The organism is Desulfitispora alkaliphila (genome assembly GCF_050433185.1).
Lineage (GTDB): Bacteria > Bacillota > Desulfitisporia > Desulfitisporales > Desulfitisporaceae > Desulfitispora > Desulfitispora alkaliphila.
Window position 1 is genome coordinate 1 of record NZ_JBNPXS010000009.1, and the last position, 22,746, is coordinate 22,746.

Sequence of the window (22,746 nt, forward strand, 5' to 3'; positions counted from 1 at the left end):
ATGACTACCTTGTGGGAAATACAGAAAAATGAGAGGTTTACCGAGTTAGTAAAACAAGAAATCGAAAAGCTAAAACTCACCCAGGATGAGCTAATACATGAAGAAGAAATCCAGAGGGAAATGGAAGCACTATACCAAAAGCTTTATGATGCTGTTGATGGAGAAGTAGCTAAAGACGGAAGAGATACGCAAAAAATTGATTTTCTAACAGGTGAAATTATTAAGCTTAAAAATCAGCTTAAATCCTATGATGAGCGCAAGGACCAAGCAGAGCAATATACAAAAGAACTAGATAACCTGATGAAGGTAAGTGCTGCAATGGAGCCGATAAACTTCCCGAAATATCACCATATGGATGTACGGATAAAACCTGGGGAGAGTGTGTTTAACACAACTAAAAAAGCAAAAGACGAGACTTATATTAAGGAGAATGGCCAGGACTACTTCCGGGAGGATTTATTTGAAAAGTATGTGAAGAAGGGCAAGATTGACTCAGAAGGGCAGATTAGCTATCAATTTATCTTTGGCATTAACTATGGCTGCCATATGACATATGCAGAGTATCTTGAAAATTTCGAGCAGACCAAGGCAGATATTAACCTAGAAGAGCTGCTCATTTCAAAAGAAGTAGAAATGATTAAGGAGTTCTGCCAGGAAGCAAAAATGTCAAAGGAAATGAGGGAGTATCTAGGTATCGAGAGCAAGAATTCATTTAACAAGAGGGTTTTAATGCCCTTGCTACAAGCTGGCAAGCTAAAGCTAATTCGGGGGAAACAAATTTACGACAGGCGGTATTATTGGGATAAAGGATAGAAGGGCTGTGGGAGTAATTGATGTTGATAATTACAGGGAATTTATGTAATGTTAAGTAAAGGGCTAGACCTTAGTATTTTAAAGGTGGTGAAACGATGCTTTTAAAGGAATTACTCAATAGTGTTAACTACGATGATGTATGGGAAATAATCGATAAGGAATATGAGCTTAAGGAAGGTGCTTATAAAGCCTATAAGCAGGTATTTGAAGAATTAAAGTCTATGAACACCAACTTAGCTAAGTCACAATTTACTTTAGTGGTGGCAAAAATAGAAGACTGCTTTACTCCAGGGGAGTTTATCTTCGAGGTATTTGGTGTGAAGGAAGATGATGAAAATTACTATGCACTAGAGATGACCCCGTGGGAAGAATGGAACGGCTTACCTGTTTTAGATAAATCAATTGAAGTATATGGGGCCGCAGCAATAGCAGCTCATGCTTTACATGAAATGACGTTTTATGGTTACTCTGCTGAAGCTGTGGCTAAAAGGGTGGCTGAAGAAGTGCAAATATTAAAGGAGCGTCTTGAAGAGATAGAAAATGGTACTGTTGAGCTACTATCTCATGAAGAAGTCATGGCTGAATGGGGTATTACTGATAATCGCACACCTCAAGAAAAAGAACAGCAGCAAAAAGAGTTTGAAAGAATTAATGCTAAGAATATAGAGGTTTATAAAATGTTGCTAGGAGATAGCTAGTAATAAAGCAACTCACCGAGTAGGCTGATGATAGGACGTTAGAGGTCGAAAATTCTCACCAAATGTCTTAGATTTCAAAAAGGAGAATGAAATTGATTTATATAACAGGAGATACGCATGGAAGGTTTGAACGGATTCAAGCTTTCTGCGAAAAATACAAAACAACAAAAGATGATTTAATGATTGTGCTTGGCGATACTGGAGTCAACTATTATGAAAATGAGCGGGATGCACTTTTGAAGGAAGAGCTGGAAGCCTGGCCTATTACTTTCTTCTTTGTACGAGGCAACCATGAACGTGATCCTGGGAATATTTCAACTTATATAGAACAACCATTTAATGAAGGGAAGGTTCTGATAGAGCCGGACTACCCAAGCCTTCTATTTGCAAAAGACGGAGAGGTGTTTTCATTTAATGTAGATGGGGATAAGAAAAAGGCCATCGTTATCGGTGGCGCATGCAGTGTCGATAAATTTTATAGGCTCACCAGAGGTTTCAAGTGGTTTGAAGATGAACAGCCAACTGATGAAGTGAAGAAAAAAGTAGAGCACAGGCTATCTGAAATGAACTGGAATGTGGATTATGTTCTTAGCCACACAGCGCCGATTCGAAATGAACCGAGAGAATGGTTCCTTTCGATGGTCGATCAGAGCACCGTTGATAACAGTACAGAAGAATGGCTGGATACGATTTTGAAAATCTGGCGTTTGATAAATGGTATTGTGGCCATTATCATGGGGAGAAAGTAATCGATCAGCTGAGATTTTTATACAAAGAGTATAGGGTTCTTGGGGAATGAAACACTATTAGTAAACATTGGGTCCAACCATGTATTCTTGAACTGAGGGCACTGAAGTTTGCAGAAAAAAGATTAGCTGCTGATAATATATCAGTTGATGAAAGAGAAGTTATTCAAGCTGGGGTTATTCAAAACTTTGGATTTACATTTGCACTTTGCTGGAAATCTATGAAACAGTGGCTTGAGTTGAATCTTATGCCAGGACAATTAAATGGAGCAACAAGTAGAGAATTGTTTAGAAATGCTGTAGAACAAAAATTGATACCTGACTCTTCCTCATGGGTTAGGTATCACGAACTTAGAAATAGTACCTCACATGCTTATAATATGGAAGTGGCAGAAGAGATTTACTTAGCAAGCAAAAGTTTTTTAGAAGATGCAGTTTATTTATTAGGGGCACTAGAAGATTACAATGAGTAAAAAAATTTAAGCAGCCGAAACTCAAAAAATATAAAGCTTTAGCTGCTTAGAAGTGAGTTTACTATATTATCTATTAATCTCTGCCAAAACAGTATGATAAACTTAAAAGTAGGAATTTTTTAAGGCTTAACTCTTAGAATAAGAAACCAATAGTAAACCACTTAATGAAGCAGGAGTCAGAATTAGAAACATCTACACTTCCTCTAGAAGTGCTCTATTAAAATGGGTTAGCTTTCTATGCGAAATTCCTTACATGAATCTAACTTTAAGCTATATTCAACATTGTCTATCCCATCTATTCTTGATATCCTTGGGAAACCTTCTTTCACATTATAATCGATACACTCTTTTATATTAAAATTATATACATCTTTTTGACCTGGAATGTAGCCGTACTTGCCCAATAGATCTTCAAATAGATCCTCAAACTTTGGGGAAATGAATAATTCGCATAAAGTTACCAAGTCATGAATACTTTGGCTACCTTCATCTAACGCTACCTTGTAAACGCGTAAAATTAGCTGGGTATCGCAAAAAAGCTGGGCAACACCATGAATTGTTACAGAGTTTCGATCTGCAGCAATTACCTTACATTCATAGTGAGTATGGGGTAATATAAAGTCATGTTCTGATCTTTCCGGCCCTTTCCAATACAGTATTGCATCAGAAATTCCAGCTTCATATAAGTCTATAAGTGTCTTAAGCTCACCAAATAACCCCATCTGCATTTCTTTACTCATCTTTTCTGCTTCGTGATATTCAAAAAAACATTTCCATCTTTTGAGTCTTTTCATAATCCAACGATCAACATATTCAGATTCAATTTCTTTTGAACCCGAATAGAGGTCTTCCATCACGCGCATAAAGACAGATTCAAATCCTGGGACACTTACGCAGTTAATTTTTGTAGAAGAAGGGATTACAGAAAATCCTTTACATTTAAAAGGACTGAAGTTGTTAACTGGCTTACTACATTGATACGAAAATGTAAATTCCTTATCGAGATCGCTGTAGGCCAAATAAAAGCGATGCTTACCACGTAATTTTTTACTTACTATATCCCCATCAACTTGCTTAGTTAACAAAGTGCCTAGTTGTTCTACTATTGGCATGCTGACTCTCCCTTTTTTTTATAATAACCCTTGGCTATGTTTTCTAAATAATTTTTCAGAAATACACTGTTTGCATAAACTTTCTGTGGAGAACTAGGGGTGCCAGGTAACACTAAAGATAAAGCAACATAAGGTTCGGTAATTTTTTTATTGCAGTTTTTTTCTTTTAAACCTTCGTTAAGCGCATCGGGACTGTAAAAATATATTAAAAGCATACCCGCGTTTCGCCTTTCCCTTACATCCATGGTTTGTGTTAGATTAGGAGTGCTTGAAGATTTAAATGATTTATTTGAATCAGCTTCAACAATATCAATTTCTTCTTTTGAAAGACCATATGATATGTGTCGTGGTGTAAATGTATGACCGCCAGATACTTCAATAATGTTATCAGCTTCATAGTAGTCAACATATTTTCGTTTTGCAGAATTTACTACTACCTCCTCTGCTAATTCTATTTTTTGACCTCCATTTCTTTTTAATGAAACTATCGCAATGTCTATACCGTCTAACTTTCCTAACTGAACTTGCTTTCTAATAAAAGCGGATACCTTGCGTGGTTGCTTCATACGAGCAAGTGAGCAGCTAGGGAATTTTTCTAAATAATCTGCAACTATTAGTGGATTTGCGTGTCTCCAGTAATAGGCTCCATCATCATCTGTTACTTCCATCTGATTTAACCCAAGATTATTTATAATCATTTTGGTATCATTTAAACGCTCTATTTGAGCATTATCATTAAGCATGAAAGTGGAAATATCTAGAGCTTCTCCTTCAAAGGAATCTGTGTCAATAGAAATACGTTTTGCATTTCGCATTTTATTTGCAGAAGTAGGCCTTAACTTTTTCTTTCTGCCATTTTTATCTATTGCATGTGCTTGGATATCTAGAATAGTAAGACCAAACTCCTCTGGAGTTTTTTTATTTTTTGCCATCTCTCTAAATTGTTCTGCTAAATTTGAAGTAATATTTGTAGTCGTGCAGAACAAATTATATAGTTCTTTTGTTGTATATACTCTTATTAAATCTCTATACTCATCGTGAAAGCCATTCCAGCGACAAGCTTGAAGTAAAGTATCTATTTGTGGAGTGACCCGTCTAAAATAGCTAACAACTAATCCTTCTAGAGTGAAACCTCGCGATAGCACATATCCTCCAACGGCAATTACATTTAAACCTTCTGGATGTTCATCATACTTTAATTTATCATCACTATCTGAGTTGATCTCCATGATTTTCACCTTATAATCTCCATCAGTGTCGAGAGAATTTACGTAGTTTATAAACTCTTCTTTGACTTCTGAGTAAGAGAAACTGACGTCAAACAAAACAGACGGATTATAATGCATTCTTGAACTAATAGCTGAAGAGGTACGAATGATGTCTTGATACAATGCGTATAAATCTTTCCAAACGGAAGCATCTTTTTTTTCACCAGTGGTTACTTTGCGTAAATGCTCTACATATTCCGCTACATGTGACCTTATACTTTTATGCGTCGGCTTATAAGGGTCAACATGAATTAGCATTGAATGATGCTTTTTTAAACCTTTCCGCAAATTCCTTAAAGCGCCTGTAGTTAAAAAGTAAAGAACTGCACTTTTTAAGGAGGCGGGAAGGGTAACTAACCTACTTTCTTCGTCTGTAACATCCTCCCAGCTATCAGTTAGAAATCTTATATATGGCGTTACAGCCCTAGCAGAGAGAGGACTTTCAAAAAATTCACTTGGGCCCATATAGTTACTTGGGGGCTCTAATAGAAATATAAAGTCCTTAGGGAATAAGTCTGGTAATTGATTAAAGTGATTTTTACCGTTTTCAGATGCTGGAATTAATATATTAGCAAAAGCTGTTGCGGTATAGCCTATATAAACATGTTTACAAAAAAGATTTATACAACTTCGAATGTGACGATTTGTTGAAGACATATCATTTATAGCCGTGTTTGGTGAAGCATGGTCAGATTCGTCATCAATCATTAATAGAGAAACTCCAGTAGCCTTATTCACTTCTTGATCATAAAAAACTTGGTTTTTTACCCAATCACTAAAAGCAGTTAAATTTCCAGGACTTTTTTTTATTACAAAAATATATTTCTTTCCCTGTTTATATACCACAGATCCAATTTTTTCACGATCAAAGTCTCCAGATGAAACTATTACTTTTTCGTTGTTAATAACTCTGGTGATATTTCGTGTTGTACTAGCAACTACATCATTGGCGGATTCTAGAAGAGGTCCAACCCCAATTTTTGTCTGGCTATTTGTATTTATACCTATAACACTTTCTTCTATTCGCTTTTGAGTTTGATCCCGCAAGTCATTTGTTAATCCCGCCAATATTAAAACAATGTCATATCCACAGTCTATAGCTTTGTTAATGACACCAGTATAGCTTGTGGTCTTACCCATTTGCACAAAGCCAACAACTAAGCCAAGTATTGAAAAAAAGTCGTTACTTTTTGGGTTGGGTAAATGCGACAAAATTTTATCAGTGTCTTTATCTAAAGTATTTCGAACTTCTAATGGAAGATGTGTTAGTACACTTTCAAATGCACGGTAATGATTCCATTGAAGACCTTCATCTTTCCACCACTCCGAAGGTTTAATTTTATTATCATGTAAAATTGACCCTACGGGATGGGCTACATACATAATTTCATGTATATAGTCCTTGACTTGTGAACGAAGTTTATCTAGACATATTTCTGGAAAGAACTCTCTATACATCTTCAAAGCTTTTTCAACACCTTGATCTAATTCTTCTTCAGAAATTTTCTTGCATTTTAGCCCTTGAAAAATACGGTCTAACATTTCAATAAGTAATTTATCCATATAATCCTCCTTTGGCCAGTAAATATATTTTTGGCCGAAAAATAATTTTAAAAAAAATTTAACTTTTATTTTTGGCCTGAATAGAAAAGTTTGGCCGCCGAATGTAATTACTAAAAGTTTATACACAAGTCGATAAAAATATACATGTTTTATTAAAAAATTCTTAGAGTGATATTGCTTAACATTTAAATCATATGTTTGGCTATTTTGTCGCCCAACTTTAATTATTCATTCCTTATATTAGTAACCCCCTTCAATAACTCACTAATAGTAGGTCAAAAAAAGTACACTTTTGCCCATTTTATCCTTTCGTCATCATGGCGTCCTATCCTCGATGGCACAGGAAGAATCCAGGTCAGTGTCGGAAAATACCAAATGGGGAGTGCAGAAACGCTTTCAGCAAGGGCGAGTACACATGCCTACCACCTACTTCCTGGGGTATGACACCGATAAAGATGGCAATATAGTCATCGATGAAGAACAAGCAGCAGTGGTGAGGAGAATTTTCAAAGAGTTCCTAGAAGGCAAAGGCACCCCCACCATAGCAAAAGGGCTAATGAAAGATGGCATACTCACTGCCAGAGGAAATAAAAAGTGGACTGGGGATGGGGTGTACAAGATTTTAAAACAAGAAAAATATCAAGGACACTGTCTTGCACAAAAAACTGTACCAGCTATTATCTCAGAAGAAGATTTTAACGTAGTGCAGCAGGAGCTTAAGCGAAGAAATAAAATGCTCAGAGACCCTGATAACAAATACAGGCAAACCTATAGCGGGAAAGCGCCTTTCTCCAACAAGTTCTTCTGCGGAGAATGTGGCAGGCCCGTCATCAGGCGAAGGCTGATGCTATTTACGATACCACTATGAGACACTTAATATATGAGCAGGAAATTATACAACAGGAGTATGATGATATCAATGACAACAACTTCAGGGATGATATTTTTGCTAAAACTGTAGATCGGGGTATCCTCTACCACAATTATGAAATTACCTTTGAATTTAAATGCGGCATTAAAAGAAATGGCTGGACTAAGAAAACTAAGAAGAAGTAAACCATAAAAACCTTCCAAGATAGTATTTCGGTCTTGGAAAAAGATAAAAAACTCCTTTCAAACCGGAAATAGCAGTTGAATTTTAACCGGTTTTGAGTGATAGATAACATATCTCTATCAGAAAGGAGTTTTTGTTGTGGATCAAAGCGAAAAAGGAATGTGGGTTAAGACCCTTTGGGCACCCTTGATGAACTGAACCAAAGCCCACTAGAAAGTAACGAGCTTGGTATAAAAGTGGCAGCATACTGCAGAGTGAGCCCTGGGGTGTTCAGAAGAGATTTTCACGCGGAATTCCCCATATACCGACAACCTACTTCCTGGGTTATGACGAGGATGAAGAAGGGAACCTTGTGATCAATGAAGAGGAAGCAAAAACCGTCAGAAGGATCTTTAAAGAATTTCTTGGCGGCAAAGGCACTCCTTTAATCGCAAAAGGGGAGAAATATGACGACAGCTCCTTTGGCTCAACAACAGCAGTTTATTCAGCTAGCTGAGCTGAACAGATAGACTTTTTGAGTAAAGCTCTATATCACCCTAATAGGTGATAGCTACTTCTAGGTAGAAGTGCTAATATAAATACTACAATAATTAATAGAAAAGATTACAAATGCATATGAAAAGCTAACAAAAGTCCCATTTTGCAAAGGAGAGGTTTTTCGACAGGAATTTACATAAAGCTTAATTTGTTTATGTGATAGTCATATTAGTACGATTTAATATTTAAAATACTATGGGGTGTTATAATGGATAAATTTAAGCGAATAGGCGCATTAATGGCAATTGATACAGCTTTAATTAATATAGCCTTTTTCACAGCTTTGCTGATTCGGTTTGAAAGCTATGAAAAAATACCAGGGCAATTTATGGAGTCCTTTTACAGCTTAGCTCCTATTTTTACAGTAATATTCATAGCATGCTTTTATTTTTTTGGTTTATATAACCGAGTTTGGCGCTATGCTAGTATAGGAGAGCTGGTAGCTGTAATTAGTGCTGTTACAGTAGCTTTAACAGCTAGTATATCTGCATCATATTTTCTCATGGCAGGTGGAGGCTTGCCATTGCCTAGGGGAGTTTTCGCATTAATGTGGCTTTTGAATATAGTTGTCATAGGTGGTTCGCGATTAGGATGGAGATTAGTTAGAGAGCATGCGATTAAATACGACCTCCCTACAGGAGGAAAGCCAGTATTAATAGTAGGAGCTGGTTCTTCAGGGGTTATAGTGGCCAAAGAACTGATGCGTCACTATAAAAGTGCTGTCAATATTGTGGGATTTGTAGATGATGATTCAACAAAGCAGAGCTTAAAAATTCTTGGCATACCCATTTTGGGGGATAGAAGTGTAATCAAGAATTTAGTCGAAAAATACGGCATTCAAGAAATTATATTGGCAATTCCCTCAGCAGAGGGGAAGGTAGTAAGAGAACTTGTAGCTATATGCCATGAAACTGATGCGGAGATAAAAATACTTCCCGGAATGTATGATTTAATAGAAGGTAATGTTACTGTAAATCAGATTAGAGAAGTGCAAGTGGAAGACTTGCTAGGGAGAGAGCAGGTCAAAGTAGACATGGAAGGCATATCTAAGTATTTAGAGGGACAAGTAGTGCTAGTCACAGGGGGGGGAGGCTCTATCGGCTCTGAGCTTTGCAGGCAGATTGCTAGCTTTTCTCCTAAAAGACTTTTAATATTAGATAACTGTGAGAATAATCTCTATGACATAGAGCTAGAATTAAAACAGAATAATCCTCACCTAAACTTATATCCTTTAGTAAAGGATATAAGAGATAAGAAAGCAATTGAAGAAATATTTAAACTACATAAACCTCAAGTAATATTTCACGCAGCAGCTCATAAGCATGTACCATTGATGGAGAATAATCCAGAAGAGGCAATCAAGAACAATGTAATGGGCACATACAATGTAGCTCAGGCTGCGGACAAATACAAGGCTAAAAAATTCGTCTTAATCTCCACGGATAAAGCAGTAAATCCAACCAGTGTAATGGGAGCCTCAAAGCGAGTAGCTGAGATGTTCATCCAACACTTAGACATAACCAGCGAAACAAACTTTGCAGCGGTGAGATTTGGCAACGTCCTAGCCAGTCGGGGGAGCGTAATCCCAATCTTCAAAAGACAGATTGCTGAGGGTGGACCCGTAACTGTAACCCATGAAGAAATGGTGAGATACTTCATGACCATCCCTGAAGCTGTGCAATTAGTGATCCAAACAGGAGCTATGGCTAAGGGTGGCGAAATATTTGTCTTAGACATGGGAGAGCCTGTGAAGATCATGGATTTAGCCAAGAGTTTAATTAAACTGTCTGGCTTTGAACCGGGTGAAGACATAGAAATAGTTATTACTGGCATGCGACCGGGCGAGAAATTATATGAAGAACTACTAACCGCTGAAGAAGGGGTTAATGCAACTACCCATAAGCGAATATTTGTGGCTAAGCCCAATGGCTTAAACAAAGAGCTGATAGAAGAAGTTAATTACAATATTAGCTTAGGAAACCTTCCAGGCAATCAGTACGAAACAGAGATGCTTCTACAGCAGTTCATTCCCGAATTCAGGATTATAGAGAATAAACTTACCAGTTAGTGTAAACCAAGCTATTACCTGAATCCGTGAGATTTCAAAGTTTTTTTATTTAAACAAACTCGGTTTTTTTGACTTACATTTACATTTCAAAATGAATTTATGAATTACGCTCAGCAAAATTTTGCATTCTATTATTAAAATATATGCTACGTGCATGGCGAACTAACCTAGCTGCACAATAAACAATGTTTTGAATAATTGTGCGAATACAACGGCGTTTTACACCTCCTCGAATTGGTGCATCATTTTTTTTGAAGACTTTCTTGACCCATAATTCGAAGTAGGTTATAGGCAAAAATGCCCGCATGAAGCACAAGATTATTAGTAGCAAATTTTCCAGCAGGAAGTCGTTCTAAATCAAGGTCTGTTTTGAGCTCGCTATGATATTGCTCACTTGTACCATGATCACGATATAGTTCAGTTACTTTCCATAAGGAAGCTTCACGAAAAGATTTTTGACACCAGAGAAGACTTCTTACATAAATTGTCTTCACGGATTATAAACGAAAACCAAGTTATAGTCAGTGAAGACCTTAATGTAAGTGGGATGATGTAAGTTGGTCTGAATTCACAAGACAGTTAGGATATAAAGCTAATTAGTATGGTAAAAGTTACATTAAAATAGACAGTTTTTTTCCGTCAAGTCAAATGTGTTCTGATTGTGGAAGTCATCACCATAGAGATATAAATGCCGCTCGAAACATATTACAAGAAGGATTACGAATGCTGGCATGATAAAAAGATAAATGTAGGGTAGGGACTATCCGAACTAAAGCCTGTGGAGAATGCGATGTAGTAAAGTCGATCTGAGAAGCAGGAAACTCTAGTAGCAATACTAGAAGCCCGTTACTTTAGTGATGGGAGGTTCACAACGAAAAGTCCTGTTTTGCCCTGGGGAACAAGTTGTTCGACATATATTTACAAATTTTCTAACAACACTGTGATATATTTAAGCTAATCTCTAGCATATGGAGTTGAAGAAAATGATCTATAAGCATTATAGAAGGATAAGGCGAAATGTAAAAAGAAATATGGACTCATCTGTATTTAACCAGGCTATTGTTATAGGGTTAGCATTTCTGTTTACAGCATCTTTAGTTTATGTTGTATTAATGCGGTTGTATTAAAGTGAAATTGGGTTGACAAGTATTGAGTTCATAGCTAGTTTAGATAATTATCGTTTCAAAGCGAGTAGCTGAGATGTTTATCCAACACTTGGACATTACTAGCGAAACAAACTTTGCAGCTGTGAGATTTGGTAACGTTCTAGCCAGTAGGGGAAGCGTGATCCCAATCTTTAAAAGGCAGATTGCTGAGGGTGGACCCGTAACTGTAACCTATGAAGAAATGGTGAGATACTTCATGACCATCCCTGAAGCTGTGCAATTAGTGATCCAAACAGGAGCTATGGCTAAGGGTGGCGAAATATTTGTATTAGACATGGGAGAGCCTGTAAAGATCATGGATTTAGCCAGTTAAATACAATATTAGTTTAGGAAATCTTCCTAGCAATCAGTACGAAACAGAGATGCTTCTACAGCAGTTCATTCCCGAGTTTAGAGTAGTTGAGAACAAATTAACCGTCTAATGTGAAGAACCATCCTTTAACCAAGGAGAGGAGATGAATAAATGACCTATATGGATAAATATAATCAGTGGCTGAGCATCCCTGGTTTGGACCATAACCTGAAGGAAGAGCTAGAGATGATTAAAGGTGAAGTGAGAGAAATTGAGGCCAGGTTTTATAAAGAGCTTGAGTTTGGCACAGGTGGTTTGCGCGGAATACTGGGAGCAGGTAGCAATAGACTAAACATCTATACTGTGAGAAAAACCACTCAAGGGCTAGCAAACTATCTTAAGCAAAAAGGCGGGGAGAAAGAGCTCAGTGTGGCAATAGGCTATGATTCTAGGCGCATGTCAAAGGAATTTGCAACTGAAGCAGGACTAGTTCTTGCGCAAAATGGAGTCAAGGCCTATGTATTCTCTGAGATAGCAGCTACTCCTATTCTATCCTTTGCTGTTAGGGAGTTGAAGGCTTCTGGGGGAATAGTAATAACAGCTAGCCACAACCCACCGGAATACAACGGTTACAAGGTGTATGGTGAATGCGGTGGCCAGGTGACAGATGAAGCGGCCAATAATATAATTGATGAAATATCTAAAGTAGATAATGAGCTAGAGATTGCTGCAATGGAATTAGATGAAGCTGTAAAAGCGGGACTGTTTCAATACATTGGAGATGAAATACTAACTAAGTACAATCGAAAGCTCAAGAACCTATCCCTAAATCCCCATATAGTAACAGAGTACTCAGATGGCTTTCGGGTGGTATACACCCCTCTTCACGGCACCGGGGGTAAGCCTGTGGTGAGAATTTTAAAGGATATGGGTTTCTCCCACGTGTATCTAGTACCAGAACAAAGCGAAGGTAATGGGGAGTTCCCTACTGTGAAATACCCTAACCCTGAAGAACAGGATGCCTTTGAATTGGCAATCAAGCTGGGGAAAGATGTAGATGCAGATATATTGATGGCAACCGATCCTGACGCTGATAGGCTTGGTGTTGCAGTAAAGGATAAGGATGGAGAATACTTCTTTGTTACAGGAAATCAGCTGGGAGCACTGATGCTAGACTATATCCTATCCCAGAAAAAAGAGCATGGAACATTGCCTGAACAGGGTATGGTCATAAAGACTGTTGTCACCTCTGAAATTGGCCGGGATATAGCTAAGTACTACGGACTTGAGGCAATTGACACGCTCACAGGATTTAAGTACATATGTGAAAAGATAAAGGAGTTTTATGAGCAGGGGGGCAAGAAATTTCTCTTTGGCTATGAAGAAAGTTACGGATATCTAATAGGGGACTTTGTGAGAGATAAAGATGCCATTCAAGCATGCCAAATAGCAGCAGAAATGACTTTGTTTTATAAAACCCAAGGGCTTACACTAAGCGAAAAGCTGGAGGATATATTTAAGAGGCTTGGATATTATAAAGAGGATTTAACATCTTTCGTGCTAGAAGGCAAGGAAGGGCAAGAGCAAATTAAGCGGATTCTGGATACCTTCAGAAGCGAAGGGTTAAAGGAAGTTAACGGAAAGAAAATCGACCTTGCCATTGACTACTTAAAGCAAGAGGAAATATCCCTAAGGGAAGACACTGTAACCAGCACAAATTTGCCAGCTGCCAATGTGCTCAAATATATACTAGAAGACGATTCTTGGTTCTGTATCAGACCCTCTGGCACCGAGCCGAAGATAAAAATCTACTTTGGCGTCCGTGAGAAAAGTGAGGACAGTGCTACAAAGAAGTTAGCAGAGCTGAAAGGTAGCTTTATTAAGATGCTAGAGAGTAATTAGTAACTATTTAACTTATTGCAGGCGGCTTATTTGCAAATGAGGCCTTGAAATGAAAATAAAAATAATATATAATCACTTTAAAGCTAAAAATGAGAGAAAGAAGTGATTTTTATGGAAAACAGAGCAGGGCGAAAAATAAAATCTGGCGGTGGGAAATCTGAGTATTATTGCTTCGTACCAGCACCACTTCCGCCACAAAATCCACCAATTCAATATGATGACGAACTGATTTATTTGATATCTGAAGCAAACAGGTTTATAGGTAGATTAGATGAGGTTACAGACAATCTTATTTCACCAAGCTATTTTGTATATATGTATGCACGAAAGGAAGCAACTCTTTCTTCTCAAATAGAAGGTACAAGAGCAACATTTTCAGATCTAATAAAGGCAGAAGCCGGCATGATGGACGAAGTTCCTAATGATGTCAGGGAAATCGAAAACTACATTAGAGCAACAAACTACGGTTTTGAACGTTTAAGCACACTCCCCATTTCTTTGAGGTTAATTAGAGAAATACATGCTATACTTATGGAGGGTGTCAGGGGGGAAAACAAAACACCTGGTGAATTTAGGAAGTCTCAGAACTGGATTGGCGGCTATTCCATAAGTACAGCTAGCTATATTCCGCCTTCAGTAGATTATTTGGATGACTGCCTTGACAACTTTGAAAAGTTTATGCATCAAGATGATAGAATGTCTTTACTGGTAAAAGCAGCACTGCTACATAGCCAATTTGAAATGGTTCATCCATTCTTAGATGGCAATGGCAGAGTGGGAAGACTTTTAATAGCTTTTTATTTAGCTGAAAAAGATATCTTACATAAACCAACCTTATATATATCAAAATTTATTAAGCGTAATCAGCAGGCTTATTATGACTGTTTATACAATATCCATGCGAAAGGTGAATATGAAACATGGTTAAAGTTCTTTTTGACCGGTGTAATTGAAACAGCTCAGGAAGCTGTGAAAATAGCAAGACAGATTACTGCTCTTCGTGACGACGACTTGAGGAAGATAAATTCAATGGGACGCACTAGTAAAAATGCCATGATTATATATGAAGGTTTGTTTGATAAGCCTACTATTAGTATTGAAGAAGTAACAACAAAGCTTGATACAAGTGTTGCCACAGGTGGGCGTCTACTTGAAAGGTTATGTGAAGAAGGAATTCTGAGTAAACTAAATGAGCGGAAGCGTAATAAGGTATTTGTATATAGGCGATATATAGATATATTCAACAAGGATTAATGATAAATATCTGAGGGAGACGGTGCCAGGCACTTAACTTGATACTGTATTAGATCGCCACAAAAAGCATAGCAGAGCTGAAAGATAGCGTAACCAAGATGCTAGAGAGCATTTAGTGTAAAGGGGCCGGTTCTTATGACAACATTGTCAGAAGAACCGGCCCCTTTACATTTTACACTGACGCACCCTTTCCTGAGGAGGGAGGTATGCTAGTGGACTCTTTGGCAATAGATATCCCGGTATAGCCGTAAATGGCATTAAATAGTATTACAAAGTGGGCGAAGAAAATGTATGGGATGAAGTGAATTGGATTTACACCTAGGACGTTATAGGCAAATACTGCTGGAACACTCCAAGGAACCAGGTTGATACCAACGGTACCAGCTGCTTCAGCAGCTCTAGATAAGTTTTTAACATGTAAACCTCTTTCTTTATAAGCTGGAACGAACATTCTAGCAGGCAGCACAATAGCAAGAAGCTGGGCGCCGGTTGCAAAAGCAATAGCTAATCCGCTTAACAGTGTGGATAAGAGTAGGTGCCCTGTATTTTTCACCTTTTTCATTATTGCGTTTAGGATAGTCTCTAAAGCTCCTGTTTTTTCTAATACTCCCCCCAACGCTGTTGCGATTGACAACAAGATTATGGTGCCACCCATTGATGTTATCCCTCCTCTAGAGAGAAGGTTATCTGCTTGTGCTACACCAGTTTCTGCAGTAAATCCAAAAGTCATTGCTCTAAGTATCTGGCCAATATCAGCTTGCTGAAATACAACTGCGAACAAACCACCTAGAATAGAAACTATTGTAAGAGCAGGGATGGCGGGAACCTTTTTTATTGCTAAAGCAATGGTGATGACGGGTAGAACCAACAAAATTGGGTGGATAAAAAATGATTCTGTTAACCCTTCATTGATGGCAATTACCGATGCCATTTCTGTAGCAGCGGATGATACGTATTGTAGACCAATGAAGTAATAAAGAACAGATGCAACAATAAAAGCAGGGATAGTATCGTAGAGCATGTGGCCAATATGCTCAAAAAGAGTACATCCGGAAACCGCTGGTGCTAAGTTAGTAGTGTCCGAGAGGGGAGATAGTTTATCTCCAAAGTAAGCACCGGAAATGACTGCACCAGCTGTTAAATGTGCTGGGAAACCCAATCCTTCACCCATTACCATAAGAGCTAAACCGATGGTTCCAATGGATGTAAACGATGTACCTGTGGAAATAGAGACGATGCCGGTAACTAAAGCTGCTGCAGGAACAAAAATACTTGGATTGATGATATTCAGACCATAGTAAATTAGTGCAGGTATAGCTCCACTTATGATCCACGAGCCAATTATTGTCCCCACAATCATTAGGATGAAGATTGCAGGCAGAGCCCGAGCAACTCCTGCCACTAACCCATCCTCTAACTCATTCCAACTATAGCCCATATAAAGTCCTATTAAAACTGCGGTAATAACACTGGCCATGAGGGGTGTGTGCATTGCTGCTTTCCATGTGGTTACAGACATAAGTGCCATAAATATTACAACTAAAATTGGGAGACAGGCAAGAAACAGAGACATTTCACGCTTCTTTTTCATTAGCAGACCTCCTTTTATTTAAGTTTTTACACTATAAATAAATGTAACTTAATTATATAGAATAAATTTTTATAAATATGTAATTGTAACTACATTCACAAATTTTAATAGTCTTCAAAAGCGTATGCATATAGCATCTCAGGCTTTAATATCACAAGGGTTCCCTTTTTAGACTTATTGATTATACCCTGGTTCTTTAGTTTGGCAAAGACGTTGGTTACAGTTACGCGATGAACACCTGTAATAGAGGCAATTTCTTTGTGGGTAAGATTTAAGTCTAGTTCTATGGAACTGCTTCCACAGTATTGTCCAAACTTCTGCGATAATAGATACAAAAACTTGCTCACCCTTACTGTAGGATCGTTAAAAGTTATGTCCTGAAGCTGGTTAACCAGCACTCTAATTTTTTTTGCCATTGCCTCTAAGAGGTAACTCGCAAATTGAGGGTTATTTTTAATGATTTCTGAGAAAACAGTTTTACTAAAGCAATAGACGATACAGTCTTCCTCTGCAACGATAGCTGCATTTGATGGTAGACAGTGAAAAAAAGGCACGTCGCCTATTATATTACCAGCGGAAGCATACCAAAAAAGGCGATCTTCCCCAGCAGTGGTAAACAGGATTACTTTAACCTTTCCCTTATGTAAGTAATATATATTTTCAGAAACATCATCCTGATCGATTATAGTAGCATTTTTTCTAAAAACCTTTTTCGATCCCATGGAGATTAAATTTTTAAAACTTTCAGGTTGCCCGTCAATCCACGGCAATAAAGATAACTTTGTAAGAACATCAACATAGCGTTCATCCATATATATCTACTCCTTCCAAGGTCAGTAAACTAATTATATCTTACAATACTAATTATAAAATTTAAAGCTGTTTTGTAGCTATAACTACACATTGGATTTGTTTTGTACTTTAGAATTAAGATAACAAAATAAAAAATATAGAATAGGAGGGGATGTTATGACTTACCCAAGCGTGTACCCAACTGGAGTTACTGTTTACAATCCTGATAAGAGCTGGAATGGCTACACTATTTTTCAGGCTAGAGAACTGGGTGCACTTCTAATTGATATGAATGGTGCAGAGGTTCAGCTTTGGAAGGGTTTGGATGGTTTCCCGAATAAACTGCTACCCGGTGGCTATGTGATGGGACATACAGGTGAGAGAAATAATGCTTTTGGGATGCAGGATCGGCGTGATTTGGTGCAGGTTGACTGGGAGGGGAATATAGTTTGGAAGTTTAATCAATATGAGTTTATCGAAGATCCAGGTGAAGAACCCCAGTGGATGTGTAGGCAGCATCATGACTATCAAAGGGAAGGTAATCCTGTAGGTTATTATACACCAGGTATGAATCCGCAAGTTGATAAGGGTAATACATTAATCCTATGCCACAAAAATGTAAAGAACCCTAAAATCTCAGATAAGCTTCTCTTAGATGATACTATTATTGAAGTTACTTGGGATGGAGATATCGTTTGGGAGTGGGTTTGTAACGAGCACTTTGATGAGTATGGCTTTGGCGAAGCAGCAAAGAATATTTTAGCTCGAGACCCAAATATGCGAAGTGCAGGTGGTGGAATGGGTGATTGGATGCACATTAACTCCATGTCTGTACTGGGGCCTAATAAGTGGTACGATGCTGGGGATGAGCGGTTTCATCCAGATAATATTATTTGGGACGGAAGAGAAACAAATATTATCGCAATCATAAGCAAAAAAACTGGTAATGTGGTTTGGAAAATTGGACCTGACTATGATACTAGCAAAGAGTTGAAGGAATTGGGGTGGATTATTGGTCCCCATCACGCTCATATGATACCCAGGGGGGTACCAGGAGAGGGAAATATCCTAGTGTTTGATAACGGAGGATGGGGAGGTTATGGACTGCCAAATCCATGCTCGCCTACAGGTAGGCTGAATGCCCTTCGTGACTACTCAAGAGTATTAGAAATTGACCCGGTTACACTGAAAATTGTATGGCAATATACCCCTACTGAGGCTGGGTACCTACATCCTGTAGATTCTAATCGCTTCTATAGTCCCTTTATCAGCGGGGCCCAACGGTTGCCCAATGGCAATACATTGATTACAGAAGGCTCAGGTGGTCGCATTATTGAAGTGACACCAGATCACGAATTAGTTTGGGAGTACATTAGTCCCTATTGGGGCAAACATATGAAAATTAATATGGTATACAGGGCATATAGGGTTCCGTATCAGTGGGTGCCACAATTGGAGCAACCTCAGGAAACTCCAATAGAGCCAATTGATGTAAAGACTTTTCGTGTGCCCGGTGCTGCTCCTATTGGTAGAAAGAAAGAAACTGAAGTTGATGGAGTAATACCTTATCAAGGAGATACTGCTTTATGTGTTATGGCGGGAGAGGAAGATGATGAGTAAATTTATCTAAAAATAAAACAAAATGAGGGGGCGTTTGTATGTCAAAGTATCCTGCAGAACCATACAAGATTAAGGTTGTTGAGCCGCTAAAGATTACTACTAAAGAAGAGAGAAAGCGTGCTATGGAAGAGGCTGGCTATAATACGTTTTTACTGTACACAGAAGATGTGTATATTGACTTGCTGACAGACAGCGGTACAACCGCCATGAGTGATAATCAATGGGCTGGCATGATGCTTGGGGATGAGGCCTATGCGGGAAGCAGAAACTTCGTAAACCTAGAAAAGGCGGTACAAGAAGTATATGGGTTTAAATATGTTGTTCCTACTCACCAGGGGAGAGGTGCAGAAAATATCTTATCCCAGATAATGATAAAAGAGGGGGATTATATCCCTGGGAACATGTACTTCACAACAACAAGAGCTCATCAAGAGCTTAATGGAGCTACCTTTGTAGATGTAGTTTTAGATGAAGCCCACGATTCAACAATAGAGCTCCCCTTTAAAGGCAATATTGACTTGAATAAATATCAGGAGTTAATCGATAGGGTTGGAGCAGATAAAATCCCCTATATTTGTTTAGCAGTAACAGTAAATATGGCAGGGGGCCAGCCTGTCAGCATGCAAAACATCAAGGAAGTTAAAGAGATCTCAGAGAAGCATGGAATAAAAGTGATGTTTGATGCTACAAGGTGTGTGGAGAATGCATTTTTCATCAAGGAAAGAGAAGAGGGGTATCAGGATAAGACAATAGCAGACATTCTCAAAATTATGATGAGCTACGCTGACGGCTGTACAATGAGCGGTAAAAAAGATTGTTTAGTAAATATCGGTGGCTTCTTGGCCCTTAACGACGAAAAGTTATATCAGAGAGCAACAGAGCTAGTCGTAGTTTATGAGGGATTGCTAACCTATGGTGGTATGGCGGGAAGAGATATGGAAGCAATGGCTAGAGGTATCTATGAAGCTTGTGACTACCATTATATAGAGCACAGAATCAGCCAAATTAGATATTTAGGGGATAAACTAGAAGCGGCAGGGGTACCCTTTGTGAAGCCTGTTGGAGGGCACGCTATCTTTCTAGATGCTAAGAAGTTTTTGCCTCATATCCCCCAGGACCAATTTCCAGCTCAGCGACTGGCAGCTGAATTATTTATAGACTCAGGAGTAAGGGCCATGGAGCGGGGAATTGTATCTGCGGGTAGGGACAAAGACGGAAATAACTACTACCCAAAACTTGAACTGGTAAGGCTAACAATACCTCGGAGGGTATACACTTATGCTCACCTAGACGTAGTAGCAGACTCTATAATTGAGCTTTATGAAAAGCGAGACCAAATTCAAGGGTTAAAAATGGTATATGAGCCTCCAGTATTAAGGTTCTTTACAGCTAGGTTTGAGCCAATCTCTTGATATCCTAAATAAAAGGGGGCTAATATATGGGGAATACTATTTTTAGCGTGGCAGGATGTTCCCGTTGCAAGATTGTAAAGCAATTTATGGCCGATAGAGGGATTGCTTTTGTTGAGAAAGATGTAAAAGGTGATGGGAAAGAAGATTTTCAAGAGTTTTATAAGGCTAATCGGAAACTAATCTATCGTACACCAGATGGAATAACATTTCCTGTTTTCACCGACGGGATCTCAATTTACCAAGGGCTTGGGGCCATTATTGCCTATCTGCATTCTGGAAAACAGTTAGAAGGATTTTTCAGTGTGGGTACACTTCGCAAAGAGTGGATAAACGGCATCCATGTTTCTTTAGGTCAGAGTGAATACTCTGAAGAATTTATTCAGGTACTTGGATATTTGAAGAATAATAACTTCAAATTAGAGGTAGAAACTAATGGGAAGAATAGTGTAATTTTACAAAAGGTTCTTGATGAGGGTCTAGCAGATAGGGCGATAATGAATGTCTTAGGGCCAAGGGAATTATACAGCGAGCTTCTAGGGGAAGAAATAGATTTTGGAGAAATAGAAGAGAGCATGAAGTTGACTACCCAGTTTCCCGAATACAGATTTGAAACAGTGATAGCACCCATAACTGGCAATGAAAGTGATCCATCAGGTACTAGCTATATGGCGCCAGAAGAGATAGAAAAAACAGCAAAAATGATCGTTGATGCAACTGGTAGTATGAAAAACCCTTATGTAATAAAACCTTTTAATCCAAAAGATATACCTGAAAGTGAGCTATTGAAGTATAGGTCAAGAGCAAGAAGGCATCAAGTTTATACTGAAATATAATGTCGATATAGTTAAGAGGGCGGTTCTTCTGGCAACATTGCCAGAAGAACCGCCCTCTTTTAAATCACCTTTAAACTCACATATGTGAGCTTTTTTTTGTTCCCAAAGCCATTGAAAACAAATCAATCTTCTGGGTGATGCCAAACTTATTGTAGATATTCTTCAAGTGAGTCTTGAGGGTATTTTCACTGATAAAAAGCTCTGCTGCTATCTCTTTGTTCTTCATTCCCTGAAGAATCAGTGAGACAACTTCTACCTCTCTAGGGGTGAGCTGCTGTTCGGGAAGCAACTGGGTTAGCAGAGTGTTAAGCGGATTATTGTCATCTGCGTTGTTGTCATCTTCATCCTCTTTTTGGTCTGTAAATTGCTGGGAAAAGTCCCTGTTCATCCTTTCGTTTAGCCAAGGGGCAATTAAGAAAGTAAAAAAGATGGCGGCAGCAGCAAAAATAGCAGTGAATAGGCGGTAATTTTCTTCAACTAAAAGGATTCTGCTGGAAGCTAGATCTCCTATAATAATACTAAGCGCCATAGAGCCTATAACCAGACCAAAGAAGCGATAGGGTGCCCCGTAAATTAACACTAGTGTTCCCAAAGAGGTCCAGACAAAAAGATCTATAAAAGCAAATGATGCTTCAATGAGGCTACTGGTTACCATAAGGCCAAGTAGTGTTTTGTCAAATAAAGCAAAAGCTACAAAGGCTAATCCCATTAAAGAAAGACCAATATAAACTGAAAAGAAATGCTGTAAACGTTCTCCAAAATAATACATGATTAGCAGTACACCTATATATGGCACAAATTTAACATAAGAGGGAAGCCCTTCTGTTAAAAGTGGTAGCATGATTGTATACATGAGTCCCCCATTTAGATACAATCCAAGTACGAAGACACAAAAGAATATAACTAAGGATATGGGAAGATGTGCTGGTTCTCCTTTTGAAAGTGAAATGTTTTCAGATTTAAGTGTAATAGGGTTTAGCAACTGAAAAATCAAGACTGCCACTAGAGGAATTAGTGCAAGTGCTATAAGAAGCGACGGATGCATAAAAGGTGCTAGGCTATTAAAAGCAATATAAATTATGTTGGCTATGATTATCATTAGAGCCACCTTTTTCAAATGGCCCATGGAGGGAATGCCAAATGAATAGATACAGCTCCATCCCAGGAGGTATAAAGAAGCAGAAGCTCCTAGAATAGCCATTCCTAGAGCCCAAATAGTTGGGGGAGCAAAGATGAGGACAATACTGGTAACTAGAGAAGCGATTAACCCCGTCAGCATAATCTGTCTCCATCTAGACACATTATTAAGTATCAATCCTCCTAAGATTAAGGTTATAGCATGGGAAAATGTAAAAATGGAGGCTAGTGGGTAATCATTAGTTTGATAGAATTCAATAGACTGATGCAAAACAGGCCCGTAAAAGGGAAAAGTAAGTAGCCAGCCAAAATATATGCCCAATGTCAATACTACGTATCGATCATACTTTCTATTAATCAACTTTGAGTACCCTCCTAATAATAAACTAAAAAGTTCAATTTACATTGTACCACA

At 38.3% G+C, this 22,746-nt stretch carries 19 protein-coding genes and 3 pseudogenes; 16 read left to right on the forward strand and 6 right to left on the reverse strand.

Annotation, left to right across the window (positions count from 1 at the left end):
• From GGQ84_RS04840 to GGQ84_RS04855, 4 genes and pseudogenes are all read left to right on the forward strand, one after another.
• Window positions 1-813 (forward strand): annotated as a pseudogene (locus GGQ84_RS04840) (hypothetical protein); the annotation flags it as partial.
• 95 nt (window positions 814-908) lie between these two features.
• On the forward strand, window positions 909-1,511 hold the full coding sequence (locus GGQ84_RS04845; RefSeq protein WP_429159913.1) for a DUF6557 family protein: 603 nt from the start codon (window positions 909-911) through the stop codon (window positions 1,509-1,511).
• Window positions 1,512-1,597: 86 nt separating this feature from the next.
• Complete coding sequence (locus GGQ84_RS04850) at window positions 1,598-2,260, forward strand: metallophosphoesterase (RefSeq protein ID WP_429159916.1); 663 nt, start codon at window positions 1,598-1,600, stop codon at window positions 2,258-2,260.
• Window positions 2,261-2,397: 137 nt separating this feature from the next.
• On the forward strand, window positions 2,398-2,730 hold the full coding sequence (locus GGQ84_RS04855; RefSeq protein WP_429160035.1) for an HI0074 family nucleotidyltransferase substrate-binding subunit: 333 nt from the start codon (window positions 2,398-2,400) through the stop codon (window positions 2,728-2,730).
• 227 nt (window positions 2,731-2,957) lie between these two features.
• Here the strand turns inward: GGQ84_RS04855 and GGQ84_RS04860 are convergent, their stop codons facing one another.
• Together GGQ84_RS04860 and GGQ84_RS04865 are read right to left on the reverse strand one after the other, a co-directional pair.
• On the reverse strand, window positions 2,958-3,842 hold the full coding sequence (locus tag GGQ84_RS04860; RefSeq protein ID WP_429159919.1) for a PD-(D/E)XK motif protein: 885 nt from the start codon (window positions 3,840-3,842) through the stop codon (window positions 2,958-2,960).
• Entirely contained in the window at window positions 3,833-6,673 is a 2,841-nt protein-coding gene (locus tag GGQ84_RS04865) for a Z1 domain-containing protein (protein ID WP_429159921.1), read from the reverse strand. Before GGQ84_RS04865 ends, GGQ84_RS04860 begins: the two co-directional genes overlap by 10 nt.
• A gap of 358 nt (window positions 6,674-7,031) precedes the next feature.
• On the opposite strand from GGQ84_RS04865, the gene GGQ84_RS04870 reads away from it, so the two are divergent.
• From GGQ84_RS04870 to GGQ84_RS04885, 4 genes are all read left to right on the forward strand, one after another.
• Window positions 7,032-7,541, forward strand: coding sequence for a recombinase family protein (locus tag GGQ84_RS04870; protein WP_429159924.1), 510 nt, complete (start codon window positions 7,032-7,034; stop codon window positions 7,539-7,541).
• Window positions 7,538-7,729, forward strand: coding sequence for a hypothetical protein (locus GGQ84_RS04875; RefSeq protein WP_429159927.1), 192 nt, complete (start codon window positions 7,538-7,540; stop codon window positions 7,727-7,729). The genes GGQ84_RS04870 and GGQ84_RS04875 overlap by 4 nt, the downstream gene beginning before the upstream one ends.
• A 350-nt stretch (window positions 7,730-8,079) precedes the next feature.
• The gene (locus tag GGQ84_RS04880; RefSeq protein ID WP_429159930.1) at window positions 8,080-8,223 is read left to right on the forward strand and encodes a hypothetical protein; all 144 of its coding nucleotides are present in this window, start codon (window positions 8,080-8,082) and stop codon (window positions 8,221-8,223) included.
• Between the two features lie 249 nt (window positions 8,224-8,472).
• A complete protein-coding gene (locus GGQ84_RS04885) occupies window positions 8,473-10,332 on the forward strand; it encodes a polysaccharide biosynthesis protein (protein WP_429159933.1) in 1,860 nt (619 codons plus the stop codon).
• A 97-nt stretch (window positions 10,333-10,429) separates the two neighbouring features.
• Here GGQ84_RS04885 and GGQ84_RS04890 read toward each other — a convergent pair.
• Window positions 10,430-10,760, reverse strand: a pseudogene (locus GGQ84_RS04890) (transposase); the annotation flags it as partial.
• Between the two features lie 56 nt (window positions 10,761-10,816).
• Between GGQ84_RS04890 and GGQ84_RS04895 the strand changes: the two are divergent.
• From GGQ84_RS04895 to GGQ84_RS04915, 5 genes and pseudogenes are all read left to right on the forward strand, one after another.
• Entirely contained in the window at window positions 10,817-10,888 is a 72-nt protein-coding gene (locus tag GGQ84_RS04895) for a hypothetical protein (protein WP_429160037.1), read from the forward strand.
• Window positions 10,889-10,980: 92 nt separating this feature from the next.
• On the forward strand, window positions 10,981-11,067 hold the full coding sequence (locus GGQ84_RS04900; RefSeq protein ID WP_429160039.1) for a zinc ribbon domain-containing protein: 87 nt from the start codon (window positions 10,981-10,983) through the stop codon (window positions 11,065-11,067).
• 447 nt (window positions 11,068-11,514) lie between these two features.
• Window positions 11,515-11,805, forward strand: a pseudogene (locus GGQ84_RS04905) (polysaccharide biosynthesis protein); the annotation flags it as partial.
• A gap of 156 nt (window positions 11,806-11,961) precedes the next feature.
• Window positions 11,962-13,692, forward strand: coding sequence for a phospho-sugar mutase (locus GGQ84_RS04910; protein ID WP_429159936.1), 1,731 nt, complete (start codon window positions 11,962-11,964; stop codon window positions 13,690-13,692).
• A gap of 111 nt (window positions 13,693-13,803) precedes the next feature.
• Window positions 13,804-14,946, forward strand: coding sequence for a Fic family protein (locus GGQ84_RS04915; protein WP_429159937.1), 1,143 nt, complete (start codon window positions 13,804-13,806; stop codon window positions 14,944-14,946).
• A 172-nt stretch (window positions 14,947-15,118) separates the two neighbouring features.
• On the opposite strand, the gene nhaC is transcribed toward GGQ84_RS04915, so the two are convergent.
• Both nhaC and GGQ84_RS04925 read right to left on the reverse strand, forming a co-directional pair.
• The gene (gene nhaC / locus GGQ84_RS04920) at window positions 15,119-16,537 is read right to left on the reverse strand and encodes a Na+/H+ antiporter NhaC (protein ID WP_429159940.1); all 1,419 of its coding nucleotides are present in this window, start codon (window positions 16,535-16,537) and stop codon (window positions 15,119-15,121) included.
• Between the two features lie 104 nt (window positions 16,538-16,641).
• A complete protein-coding gene (locus tag GGQ84_RS04925) occupies window positions 16,642-17,349 on the reverse strand; it encodes a Crp/Fnr family transcriptional regulator (protein WP_429159943.1) in 708 nt (235 codons plus the stop codon).
• A 157-nt stretch (window positions 17,350-17,506) separates the two neighbouring features.
• Here GGQ84_RS04925 and GGQ84_RS04930 point away from each other — a divergent pair, with 157 nt between their 5' ends.
• From GGQ84_RS04930 to GGQ84_RS04940, 3 genes are read left to right on the forward strand one after another with little or no spacing between them, the layout of a single operon-like run.
• Window positions 17,507-18,949 carry an aryl-sulfate sulfotransferase gene (locus GGQ84_RS04930; protein ID WP_429159945.1) on the forward strand — a complete coding sequence of 481 codons (1,443 nt, stop codon included), beginning with the start codon at window positions 17,507-17,509 and terminating at the stop codon, window positions 18,947-18,949.
• 38 nt (window positions 18,950-18,987) lie between these two features.
• Window positions 18,988-20,361: a tyrosine phenol-lyase gene (locus GGQ84_RS04935; protein ID WP_429159948.1), complete on the forward strand. Its 1,374-nt coding sequence runs from the start codon at window positions 18,988-18,990 to the stop codon at window positions 20,359-20,361.
• Between the two features lie 26 nt (window positions 20,362-20,387).
• Window positions 20,388-21,194, forward strand: a complete 807-nt coding sequence (locus GGQ84_RS04940; protein ID WP_429159949.1) for a hypothetical protein — start codon at window positions 20,388-20,390, stop codon at window positions 21,192-21,194.
• Between the two features lie 76 nt (window positions 21,195-21,270).
• Here the strand turns inward: GGQ84_RS04940 and GGQ84_RS04945 are convergent, their stop codons facing one another.
• Entirely contained in the window at window positions 21,271-22,692 is a 1,422-nt protein-coding gene (locus tag GGQ84_RS04945; protein WP_429159952.1) for a helix-turn-helix domain-containing protein, read from the reverse strand.
• Window positions 22,693-22,746: the final 54 nt, after the last annotated feature.